The sequence below is a fragment of the Kitasatospora sp. NPDC057512 genome (assembly GCF_042802135.1).
Taxonomy (GTDB): Bacteria; Actinomycetota; Actinomycetes; order Streptomycetales; family Streptomycetaceae; genus Kitasatospora.
Genome location: NZ_JBHVET010000221.1, coordinates 1 through 11,357, shown reverse-complemented (window position 1 = coordinate 11,357; position 11,357 = coordinate 1). Strand labels below are relative to the sequence as shown.

Below are 11,357 nucleotides of genomic sequence, written 5' to 3'. Positions count from 1 at the left end.
GTCTGGGGTACAATTCCCCATAGCTCCACTCCGCATCGGCGGTAGTGGACAGCCCGGGTCGCCCGTGTCGCGGGGCTATAGCTCAGTTGGTAGAGCGCTTGCATGGCATGCAAGAGGTCTGGGGTTCAATTCCCCATAGCTCCACAGTAGTTCGGAAGGCCGTCACCCAAGGGGTGGCGGCCTTCCGGCGTTTCGGGCCCGGGCTTGCGGTTTTCCTGGTGGGCGCGCGGTCGGCGGGTGATGCGGTCGCGGGGCGCGCGCGTCGGGAGTGCGCGCTGGGAGCGTGCGTCAGGGATAGGCGCCGGGGTGGGCATCGTGCGCCCGGAGCGCGGGAGACGTGGCCCCCGGGGCGCGTGGTGCGGACCTCGGGAAACGGATTTCAGGAGCACGCCCCGGACCGTGTAAAGTAGTCGATGTCGCCGAGGGAAACGGCCGGAAACAACCGGGAACCACGGTGACGACGCAGGTCAAGGGGCTATAGCTCAGTTGGTAGAGCGCTTGCATGGCATGCAAGAGGTCTGGGGTTCAATTCCCCATAGCTCCACAGCAGTCGAGAGCCGCCTCCCGGAAACGGGGGGCGGCTCTTCGCCGTTCTGCCCGCGCCGCCGGTCCCGGCGGCCGGAATCCCGCTACCGTCGTGCCATGGCCGATCTGGAGCGAAGGCGGAACGAGGAACTGGCCCGGATACTCCACCAGCTCGGATGGAGTCCGGAACGGCTCGCCCGCGAGGTGAGCCTCGCCCTGCCGCCGGGCCTCGCCATCAGCTCCACCGCCCCGTACAAGTGGCGCGACCGCGGCATGGTGCCGCGCAGCCCGCACGACCAGGCGGTCTGCGAGGTGCTCAGCCGCACCCTCGGCATCGCCGTCACCTACGAACAGCTCTGGGGCCGGATGGGCGGCCACCGCGGTGCCAAGATCCTGTCGCCCCGGCTGCTCACCGACCCGTGGACCGCCGACACCGCCCAGACCGCGCTGCGCGAGGCCGCCACCGACGCCGGCCCGGTGCGCCTCACCGACCTGTTCCGCGGCGCCGACCTCGACCAGGCCGCCGCCCGCCTCGACTCCCCGCCGCCGCCCGTCGGCGGCGGCGAGGGCGCGCTGCGCGTCGAACCCGGCCTGGCCGGCGAACTCGGCCTGTCCTACCGCAGCAAGCAGAAGCTCGAACGGGCCTGCGGCGGCGGCCTCGTCCTCGGCCCCGTCCGGGCCGAACTCGCCATGCTGGCCAAGCTGCTGGAGCTCGGCGCGTACGACGAACGGCTCGGCCGCGAGCTCTACGGCACGGCCAGCAGACTCGCCCGGCTGGCCGGCTGGGCCGCGTACGACCTCGGCCACGACGCCGCCGCCCAGCGGGCCTTCGTCGCCGCGCTGCGCGCCGCCCATGTCAGCGGCGACCCCCGGCTCGGCGTCGCGGTGCTCGGCGCGCTGGTCGTGCTCGCCACCCAGGGCACCGGCGGGCGCGGGCTGGACGCCGTCTCCGCGCTGGTGACCGCCCTGGACACCCACGGCCCCGCGCTCAGCCCCGTCGCCCGGGCCCGCCAGTACGGCCGGCTGGCCGGCGCGTACGGCCGCCGGGGCGAGGCCGAACGGGCCGAGGCCGCCGCCGCCCGCGCCTTCGCCGAACTGGACGGCCTGCCCGGTAGCGAGGAGGTCCGGGCCGACCTCTCCGGGATGGTGGGGGAGGGGCGGCTGGCGCTCGGCCAGCACCGGCTGGCCAAGGTGCTGCTCGCCGAGGCCGTGGCCGGCCTCGGGCCGGGACGGGCCCGTACCAAGACGCTGCTGATGGTGCGCCTCGCCGAGGCCCACCGCCGGCTCGGCGACCAGCGGGAGGCGGCCCGCACCGCCTCGCTGGCGCGCTCGCTCGCGGCGGGGATGCAGTCCGAGCGGGTGGCGAAGGCGCTGCGGGAGTTCGACGCGGCGGGGCGGGTGGCGGCGCGGTAGGGCGGGGCCGGGTCGGGCCGGGTCGGGCCGGGGCGGTGCCGTACGGCTCCGGCGGTCCCGCGACGGCCCGGTGCGGCCTCGTGCGGTTCTGCGGGCTCGCTGCGGCTCGGCGGGGCTCCGTGGGGCCTTGTGCGGCCCCGTGCGGCTCTGTGCCGCCGTCCTGGCGGTATACCCCGCAGCCCGTCGACCCGCTTGCGGTACCCTGAGCCCATGCGAACCGTGCGCCTGCTCCTTAGCCGGCCGCGCTGACCAGGACCGGCTGAGCCTTCGGGCGGTGCCGGAGTCGGCGTGGCGTCCCCTCCTGCGAGGGGATTTTTTGTTTTCCGCCCCCCCGACCCCGTCCCGGGCCGGGTCCACGGGCCGGCCGCCCGCGCGGTTCGCCAACCGACACCGATGGAGCTTGAAGGACCATGAGCGAGACGACCCCTGCGTCCGGCGCGGCCGAGACCGCGACCGAGCCGTTCCGGTACAGCGCTGCGCTGGCGGCCGAGATCGAGTCCCGCTGGCAGGACATCTGGGAGAAGGAGGGCACCTTCCACGCCCCCAACCCCACCGGTGCGCTGGCCGACCCGGCGGCCGGCGACGTCGCCGCGAAGCCGCACAGCTTCATCATGGACATGTTCCCGTACCCCTCGGGCGCGGGCCTGCACGTCGGCCACCCGCTGGGCTACATCGCCACCGACGTCTTCGCCCGCTACCAGCGGATGACCGGCCACAACGTGCTGCACACGCTGGGCTACGACGCCTTCGGCCTGCCCGCCGAGCAGTACGCGGTGCAGACCGGCACCCACCCGCGGGTCTCCACCGAGGCCAACATCGCCAACATGCGCCAGCAGCTGCGCCGGCTGGGCCTGGGCCACGACCCGCGCCGCTCGATCTCCACGATCGACCCGGAGTACTACCGCTGGACCCAGTGGATCTTCCTGCAGATCTTCAACTCCTGGTACGACGCGGACGCCCGCAAGGCCCGCCCGATCGCCGAGCTGGTCGCCGACTTCGAGTCCGGCGCGCGTGAGCTGCCGGACGGGCGCGCCTGGGCCGGGCTGACCGTCGCCGAGCGCGACGAGGTGCTGGGCGAGTACCGCCTGGCCTACGCCAAGGAGGTGCCGGTCAACTGGTGCCCGGGCCTGGGCACCGTCCTGGCCAACGAGGAGGTCACCGCGGACGGCCGCTCCGAGCGCGGCAACTTCCCGGTGTTCAAGTCCAACCTGCGCCAGTGGATGATGCGCATCACCGCGTACTCGGACCGGCTGATCGAGGACCTGGACCTGCTGGACTGGCCCGAGGCCATCAAGCTGCAGCAGCGCAACTGGATCGGGCGCTCCGAGGGCGCCCGGGTCGACTTCGCGGCCCCCGGCGACCAGAAGATCACCGTCTTCACCACCCGGCCCGACACCCTGTTCGGCGCCACCTACATGGTGCTGGCCCCCGAGCACGCCCTGGTCGACTCGATCGTCCCCGCCGCCTGGCCCGAGGGCGTGCCCGCCGAGTGGACCGGCGGCGCCGCCACCCCCGCCGAGGCCGTCGCCGCCTACCGCGCCACGGCCGCCGCCAAGTCGGACGTCGAGCGGCAGGTCGAGGCCAAGGTCAAGACCGGTGTCTTCACCGGCGCCCACGCCGTCAACCCGGTCAGCGGCGAGTCCGTCCCGGTGTTCATCGCCGACTACGTGCTGATGGGCTACGGCACCGGCGCCATCATGGCCGTCCCCGCCCACGACCACCGCGACTTCGCCTTCGCCCGCGCCTTCGCGCTGCCGATGCGCTGCGTCGTCGAGCCCACCGACGGGCGGGGCCAGGACCCGGCCGAGTGGGACGACGCGTTCGACACCTACGACTCCGTCATCGTCAACTCCGCCCGCACCGAGGGCGACGTGTCGCTGTCCCTGGACGGGCTGAGCGTCGTCGAGGCCAAGGCCGCCGTCACCGCCTGGCTGGCCGAGCGCGGCATCGGCGAGGGCACCGTCAACTACCGCCTGCGCGACTGGCTGTTCAGCCGCCAGCGGTACTGGGGCGAGCCCTTCCCGATCGTCTACGACGAGGACGGCGTGATGCACGCGCTGCCCGAGTCGATGCTGCCGGTCGAGGTCCCCGAGGTCGACGACTACTCGCCGCGCACCTACGACGCGTACGACGCCGCCTCCTCGCCGGAGACCCCGCTGTCGCGCAACGAGGCCTGGGTCAACGTCGAACTGGACCTGGGCGACGGCGTCAGGAAGTACCGCCGCGAGACCAACACCATGCCCAACTGGGCCGGCTCCTGCTGGTACGAGCTGCGCTACGTCGACCCGTCCAACTCCGAGGCGGTCGTCGACCCGGCCAACGAGAAGTACTGGCTGGGCCCGACGGCGACCAAGCCCGCCGGCGGCGCCGACCTGTACGTCGGCGGCGCCGAGCACGCCGTGCTGCACCTGCTGTACGCGCGCTTCTGGCACAAGGTGCTGCACGACCTGGGCCACGTCTCGTCCGTCGAGCCGTTCCACAAGCTGTTCAACCAGGGCATGATCACCGCCGACGTCTACCGCGACGAGCGCGGCTTCCCGGTGCCCGCCGCCGAGGTCGAGGAGCGCGACGGCCAGTACTTCTGGGACGGCGAGCCGGTCAAGCGCGAGGCCGGGAAGATGGGCAAGTCCCTGAAGAACGCCGTCGCGCCGGACGACATCGCCGACGAGTACGGCGCCGACACGCTGCGCCTGTACGAGATGTCGATGGGCCCGCTGGACGTCTCCCGCCCGTGGGACACCCGCGCCGTCGTCGGCTCGTACCGCTTCCTGCAGCGCCTGTGGCGCAACGTCGTCTCGGAGACCACCGGCGAACTGGTCGTCACCGAGGAGGAGCCGGACGAGGCGACGCTGCGCGCCCTGCACAAGGCGATCGACGGCATCCGCGGGGACATGGCCGGGCTGCGCTTCAACACGGCCGTCGCCAAGGCCATCGAGCTGAACAACTACCTGGTCAAGCGCGGCTCCACGCCGCGGGCGGTGGCCGAGCAGCTGGTGCTGATGGTCGCGCCGCTGGCCCCGCACGTCGCCGAGGAGCTGTGGCGCCGACTGGGCCACGGCGAATCGCTGGCGCACACCGACTACCCGGTCGCCGACCCGGCGTACGTGGTGGACGAGACGGTGACCTGCGTGGTCCAGATCAAGGGCAAGGTCAAGGCGCGGCTGGAGGTCGCGCCGGGCATCTCGGACGCCGAGCTGGAGGCGCTGGCGCTGGCGGAGCCGGCGGTCGTCGCGGCGATCGGCGGGGCCGAGGTGCGGAAGGTGATCGCGCGGGCGCCGAAGCTGGTGAACATCGTCACCGGCTGAGTGGTGCGGTCGGTGCTTCGGCTGCTGCGGTTGCCGCGGAAGTGATCGCGGGAGCGGTCGGGCGGGCGTCCTTCGGGGCGCCCGTCCGGCGTTTCCGGGGAGTCGGCGTTCTCGGTTCCGGTGCTTCCGGGAGTCGGCGGTTCGGGGTTTCGGTGCTCGCAGGGGGTCTTGCAGGGCGCTTGCGGGGGGCTCTCAAGGTGGGGGCCCTCGGGGAGATCCCGGATCTGACCCTGATCTCCGTCCGCCAGGGCCCTCTCGGCCGCCCCCGGGCGGGTTGCGGCGGCTACGGTGGAACCCTCGGCAATGCGGCCCGCGTTGGGCCCGGTGGGGGCCGGATCGACGGCGGAAGGTGGCGCGCGATGGACGTGTTCGGCGTGATGATCGGGCTGGTCCTGCTCTTCGGGGTCGCGGTGATGGTCCTGGCCGTGATCGGCACGGTCAAGGCCGCCAAGGCCGTCGGCGCGAAGATCGAGAAGCACGAGGCCAACGCCCGGCGCGCCGTGGAGACCGCCACCCTCAAGGCGAAGACGTACACCAGGGTCGGCCCGCCCGCGCAGATCGCCACCGTCCGGCTGGGCCTGCGGACCTCGCTCGACGGCACCCGGCAGGTGCTGGAGGGCGGCCTCGCGCAGGACGGCCAGCTCGGCGAGTCGCTCGCCCTGCTCGACCGGCTCGACGCGCACGCCGCCGAGCTCGACGGCGAGCTGCGGATGCTGGAGCGCGAGCCGGACACCGCGCGGATCGCCGCCAAGCTGCCGGAGCTGCGCGAGCGGGCGGAGCGGATCACGCACTCGGCGGAGACCATGCGCTGGGCGGCGCAGGACCGGATGCACCGGTTCGCGGACGACGAGCTGAGCCGGCTGAGCCAGGAGTGCGAGAGCGAGGCGGGGGCGCTGCGGCACTGGGATGTCGCGGGGGGTGGTTCGGGGGCTTCCGGGTCCGCGGGGGGCGGTGGTGCTGCGGGGTCCCGTGGTGCTGCGGGGTCTGGTGGTGCTGCGGGGTCTGGTGCTTCCGCGGGGTCTGGTGGTTCCGCGGGGGCGACCGGGGGTGCGGCTCGGGCCGGGCTGACCGACGGGAAGGGGCGACCGAGCGCGGAGGAGCTGCTCGGGCTCGCCGATCCGCTGGCCAAGCTGGCGCAGCGGCTGCGCAAGCCCTCGGCCGGGCCCTCGACGGGGCCCTCGGCGGGCTGAGCCGGTCGCGCGTCGCGGGGCCTCCGACGGGCCGAGCCAGTCGGGCGTCCTGGGGCCTCCCACAGGCCGAGCCGGTCGAGCGTCCTGGGGCCTCCCACGGGTGCCCGGGCCGGGCGCTGTCCTCCCGGAGCGACGGGGGGTAACCTCCGGCTCATGCCCTCCGACCTCGCACTTGTCACCGATTCCACGGCCTATCTGCCGCAGGACGCCCTCGACCGGTACGGGATCACGGTGGTCCCGCTGAGCGTCGCGGTCGGCGACTCCGTCCTGAGCGAGGGCGTGGAGATCTCCCCGAAGGACGTCGCCGAGGCGCTGCGCGGCAAGCAGCGCGTGACCACCTCCCGGCCGAACCCGGAGACCTTCGCCGCCGCCTACCGGGCGGCTGCCGAAGCCGGGGCGAAGGGCATCGTCTCCGTGCACATCTCCGGCGAACTGTCCGGCACCGTCGAGGCCGCCCGGCTGGCCGCCGCCCAGGCGCCCGTACCGGTGCGGGTGGTGGACAGCCGACTGGTCGGGATGGCGCTCGGGTACGGGGTGCTGGCGGCGGCCGAGGCGATCGCGGCCGGGCAGGGCCTGGCCGAGGCGGCCGAGGCGGCGGGCCGGCGGGCGGCCGGGACCAGCGGGTTCTTCTACGTCGACACCCTGGAGCACCTGCGTCGGGGCGGACGGATCGGGGCGGCGCGGGCGCTGCTCGGCTCGGCCCTGGCGGTCAAGCCGCTGCTGCACCTGGACGGCGGGCGGATCGAGCCGCTGGAGAAGGTGCGGACGGCGTCGCGCGCGATCGCGCGGCTGGAGGAGATCGCCGTCGAGCGGTCGGGGGAGCAGGACGTCGACATCACCGTGCACCACCTGGCGGCCGAGGAGCGGGCCGAACCGCTCGCGGAGCGGCTGCGGGCCCGGGTGCCGGGGTTGCGGGAGCTGTACGTGGGCGAGGTGGGGGCGGTGATCGGCGCGCACGTCGGGCCGGGGCTGCTGGCGGTGGTGGTCGCGCCGCGTTGAGGGGGAAGGCGGGGTGGCGGGGCGGTGGGCGGGCGGTCCGTTGGGTGGTTCGTTGGGCGGGTGGTTCGCTGGCGCCTCGGTCAACCTCGGGCGGTCCTACCCACTCTTGTGAGTGACGCTTTTTATCCACAACCCCCGGGTTATCCACAGGGTTTCGTTAATTTCCGCACGCTCGCCGGAGGACTCCTACCGTCCTCGGCATGACGACCATGGGTCTGGGCGCGGCGAAGCGCCATGCGATCAACGAGACGGTGCGGCTGCGGATGGCCGCGCTGCTGCCGATGGATGACGAGCCGGAGGGTGGTGTCGGAGGGGGCCCCTCGGGGCCGGCCCCGCCGCCGGTTGCGGTGCCGGTGCCGTCGGAAGCGGCGCAGGCCCCGCCGGGTGCGGGTGCTGCGCCGGATCCGGGCGACGCCGTGGGGCCGACGGAGGCCGGGGCACGTTCGCGGTTCTCCGCGTCCTCCCCGATCCCCTCGTTCGCCTCGGTGCTGGCGCTCGATCGGCGCGCGGTGGCCGGGCTGGCCATCCTGCTGCTGTTCGCGGTCGGTTACGCCGTGCAGCACTTCTGGCTGGCCCGGCCGGAGGCGGTCACCGTACCCGCCCTCGCGGCGGTCGCGGCACCGTCGGGGGCGGAGCCGTCCGTCCCCGCCGGCACCGCTTCCTCCAGGGCCGGGCCAGGCCCTGGAGCCGAGGCGGTGTCCGGTGCCGGGCCGGCGGTCGTGGTGGACGTCGGCGGGCGGGTCCACCTCCCGGGCCTGCACACCCTGCCCGGCGGCTCCCGGGTCGCCGACGCCCTGCGGGTGGCGGGCGGTCCGCTGCCGGAGACGGACACCAGGAACCTCAACCTGGCCCGCATCCTGACGGACGGTGAGCAGATCCTGGTCGGCGAGCAGGCGCCCGCCCCCGGCCCCGTGGTCGGAAGCGGGAGCGGCCCTCCGGGCGCCGCCGCGCCCCGGCCACCCGTCAGCCTCAACCGCGCGACGCTCGAACAGCTCGACAGCCTCCCCGGCGTCGGCCCCACCCTCGCCCAGCGCATCCTCGCCTACCGCACCTCGCACGGTTCCTTCCGCTCCCTCGACCAACTCCGGCAGGTCAGCGGCATCGGCGCCCGTACGTACGCGGAACTCCGCCCGCTGCTCACCCTCTGACGCCTTGTCCTGCCGCCGTCCCCGCCCGTTCCCCTTGTCCACTTCCCCTGCCCGTTCCCCCGCCCGCATGCCCGGCCTTCGAAGGGAGGTACCGCCATGTCCGTCGCCACCAAGCCGGTCGGTCCGGCCACTGCGCCCCGTTCCCCGAGCACCGACTTCCGGCTGCTGCTGCCCGCCGTCTCGGCCTGGGCGGTCACGGCGGCACTTCTGCGCCTGGAGCCGGGGTACGCAGCCCTCGTCCTCGCTGTGGCGGGCGCCGCCGCGCTCGCGGCCGTCCTGCTGCTCACCCGGCCGGGGGTCCTGCGCCGGCACGGGGCCTCGGCGACGCTGGCCGCCGTCCTGCTCACCGGTGCGGCGGCCGCGATCGCCACCCCGTTGCACACCGCCGACCTGCACCGGGGGCCGCTGCCGGAGCTCGCCCGTGCGTCCACGGCCGCCGGTCCGCGAGCGCCGGGCGCGCCCACCCCGGTGGTGGAGGTGGAGCTGACCGTTGCGGGGGACCCGAAGGTCCACGCCTCCCGGGGCGGCACCGTCGGCGGGCAGACGCTCCTCACCCTGGACGCGGTGGCCGACCGCGTCACCCCGCTGCCGGACGGGCGGAGCACCCGCACGCGCACGCCGGTGACCGTCATGGCCCGAGGGGAGGAGAGCGAGCCCTGGCGGCGGCTGCTCCCGTCCCAGCGGCTGGCCGTGGAGGCCGAGGTACGGTCGGCGGGGGAGGGCCACGACACCGAGTCCGCCGCGCTGCTGGTCGTCCACGGGGCGCCCCGACAGCTGGCGCCGCCGAGCCTGCCGCAGCGGATCGCCGGGCGGCTTCGTGAAGGCCTCCGCACGGCCACCGACGGACTTCCCGCGGACGCGCGCGGGCTGCTCCCAGGGCTGGTCGTCGGCGACACCTCGCGACTGCCCGACGACCTCGACGACGCCTTCCGGGCCACCGACCTGGTCCACCTGGTGGCGGTCAGCGGGGCCAACCTGGCGATCGTCCTCGGCGCGCTGCTGGGCGCGCCCGGACAGGCCGGCACCCCGGAACGGCGCGGGCTGGCCGCGGTGCTGGGGCTGTCGCTGCGCACCGGCGCGCTGCTCGGCACGGCGCTGACGCTGGCCTTCGTCACCGTCTGCCGGCCCGAGCCCAGCGTGCTGCGGGCGGCCGGGACGGGACTGATCGGCATGCTGGCCCTGGCCACCGGCCGTCCCCGCAAGGCGGTGCCCGCGCTCGCCGGAGCGGTCCTGGTGCTGGTCCTGCTGGACCCGTTCCTGGCGCGCTCGTTCGGCTTCCTGCTCTCCGTGCTCGCCACCGCCGGGCTGCTCGTCCTCGGACCGCACTGGGCCGAAGCCCTGCGGGCCCGCCGCTGGCCGCACCACCTGGCAGGCGCGTTCGCGGCGACGGCGGCCGCCCAGGCGCTGTGCGCGCCGGTGACGGTGGTGCTGTCCGGGCACATCAGCCTGGTCGGCATCCCCTGCAACCTGCTGGCCGAGCTGGCGGTGGCCCCGGCGACACTGCTCGGCTTCGGAGTGCTCGCCCTTCAGCCGCTCCTTCCGGCCCTGGCCCGCCTGCTCGCGGAACCGGCCGGGCTGCCGGCCGGCTGGCTGGCCCTGGTGGCACGGCGCGGCGCCGAGGTGCCGGGCGGCCAACTGGCCTGGCCCGGAGGGTGGTTCGGTACGGCGACGGTCGCGCTGGCCGTCTTGGCGGCCTGCTGGGCGGCGCCGCTCCTGCTGCCCCGACGGCGGGAGCCGGGCAGTCCGGCGCCGGTGCCCGCCCGGCGGCGCTGGGCGCGGACGCTGGTGACGGCGGTGCTGATGATGGTCCTGCTGGCCGTGCTGCTGCGCCCGCCGCAGCTCATCCGGATCGCCACCGGCTGGCCGCCGCCGGGGTGGCGACTGGTGATGTGCGACGTCGGGCAGGGGGACATGCTGGCCCTGGCGACGGGGGAGCCGGACAGCGCGGTGGTGATCGATGCCGGGCCGGACCCGAACGCCGCCGACAGGTGCCTGCGCGACCTCGGCGTCACGACCGTCCCCTTGCTGCTGCTGACGCACTTCCACGCCGACCACGTCGAGGGCGTGCCTGGGGTGTTGCGGGGCCGCAGGGTCGGCGCCGTCGAGGGCACCACGCTGGACGACCCGCCGGGCGAGGCGGCCCGGGTGACGGGCTGGGCCGCAGGGGTCGGCCTCCCGTTACTGAGAGCCGGCCGGGGCGAACGGCGCTCCGCCGGCGCGGAGTTGGCCTGGGACGTGGTGTGGCCCGTCCCCGGTGCGGCTGCCGAGGCGCCCGGACCGAACAACGCAAGCGTCGCACTGATGGTGTCACTGACAGGAGGACTACGGATGGCACTGCTCGGAGATCTCGAACCGCAGGCCCAGTCGGCCCTGCTGGGCCGACTGGGGAAGGTCGACGTCGTGAAGGTGGCGCACCACGGATCGGCCCACCAGGACTGGGACTTGGCCGGTGCCCTGCGGCCCCGGCTGGCCCTCATCTCCTGTGGCGAGGGCAACCCGTATGGTCACCCGTCCCCGAAGACGGTCGACCACCTGCGCGCACTCGGCGCCACCGTCCTGCGCACCGACCGGGAGGGGGACATCGCGGTGACGGGCGACTCCCCGGCCGCCCTCGGCGCGGCCGTCCACCCGCAACCCGCCCACGCGGCCCGCCACCCCCGCACCCACGCCGGGCAGACCCCGGGCGCCCCGCGGGCCCCGCCCACCTGACCCCCGCGCTCTCCTCCTTCCACCAATCAACGTGGGGGCATGGAAAGTAGAAGGGGGTGGTGGGAGGA

The 11,357-nt window shown here is 74.7% G+C and carries 6 protein-coding genes and 2 tRNA genes; all 8 read left to right on the top strand.

Features of this window, described 5'->3' with window-relative positions; genetic code table 11:
* The first annotated feature begins 71 nt into the window (after positions 1–71).
* The 8 genes from ACFU6K_RS16845 to ACFU6K_RS16810 all read left to right on the top strand — a co-directional run bounded on the left by ACFU6K_RS16845 (position 72) and on the right by ACFU6K_RS16810 (position 11,289).
* Positions 72–144, top strand: a tRNA-Ala gene (locus ACFU6K_RS16845).
* A 327-nt stretch (positions 145–471) separates the two neighbouring features.
* A tRNA-Ala gene (locus tag ACFU6K_RS16840) sits at positions 472–544 on the top strand.
* 98 nt (positions 545–642) lie between these two features.
* A complete protein-coding gene (locus ACFU6K_RS16835; protein ID WP_380663741.1) occupies positions 643–1,938 on the top strand; it encodes a hypothetical protein in 1,296 nt (431 codons plus the stop codon).
* Between the two features lie 410 nt (positions 1,939–2,348).
* On the top strand, positions 2,349–5,243 hold the full coding sequence (gene leuS, locus ACFU6K_RS16830) for a leucine--tRNA ligase (RefSeq protein ID WP_380663740.1): 2,895 nt from the start codon (positions 2,349–2,351) through the stop codon (positions 5,241–5,243).
* Positions 5,244–5,602: 359 nt separating this feature from the next.
* Positions 5,603–6,433, top strand: coding sequence for a hypothetical protein (locus ACFU6K_RS16825; RefSeq protein ID WP_380663738.1), 831 nt, complete (start codon positions 5,603–5,605; stop codon positions 6,431–6,433).
* A 153-nt stretch (positions 6,434–6,586) separates the two neighbouring features.
* A complete protein-coding gene (locus ACFU6K_RS16820; RefSeq protein WP_380663737.1) occupies positions 6,587–7,432 on the top strand; it encodes a DegV family protein in 846 nt (281 codons plus the stop codon).
* Between the two features lie 200 nt (positions 7,433–7,632).
* Positions 7,633–8,580: a helix-hairpin-helix domain-containing protein gene (locus tag ACFU6K_RS16815; RefSeq protein ID WP_380663735.1), complete on the top strand. Its 948-nt coding sequence runs from the start codon at positions 7,633–7,635 to the stop codon at positions 8,578–8,580.
* Positions 8,581–8,676: 96 nt separating this feature from the next.
* A complete protein-coding gene (locus tag ACFU6K_RS16810; RefSeq protein WP_380663734.1) occupies positions 8,677–11,289 on the top strand; it encodes a ComEC/Rec2 family competence protein in 2,613 nt (870 codons plus the stop codon).
* Positions 11,290–11,357: the final 68 nt, after the last annotated feature.

Bases quoted from the DNA above. Each gene is read 5' to 3' on its own strand.
- ACFU6K_RS16815 (WP_380663735.1), top strand. From the start codon at position 7,633: ATGACGACCATGGGTCTGGGCGCGGCGAAGCGCCATGCGATCAACGAG.
- leuS (WP_380663740.1), top strand. From the start codon at position 2,349: ATGAGCGAGACGACCCCTGCGTCCGGCGCGGCCGAGACCGCGACCGAG.
- ACFU6K_RS16820 (WP_380663737.1), top strand. From the start codon at position 6,587: ATGCCCTCCGACCTCGCACTTGTCACCGATTCCACGGCCTATCTGCCG.
- ACFU6K_RS16810 (WP_380663734.1), top strand. From the start codon at position 8,677: ATGTCCGTCGCCACCAAGCCGGTCGGTCCGGCCACTGCGCCCCGTTCC.
- ACFU6K_RS16825 (WP_380663738.1), top strand. From the start codon at position 5,603: ATGGACGTGTTCGGCGTGATGATCGGGCTGGTCCTGCTCTTCGGGGTC.
- ACFU6K_RS16835 (WP_380663741.1), top strand. From the start codon at position 643: ATGGCCGATCTGGAGCGAAGGCGGAACGAGGAACTGGCCCGGATACTC.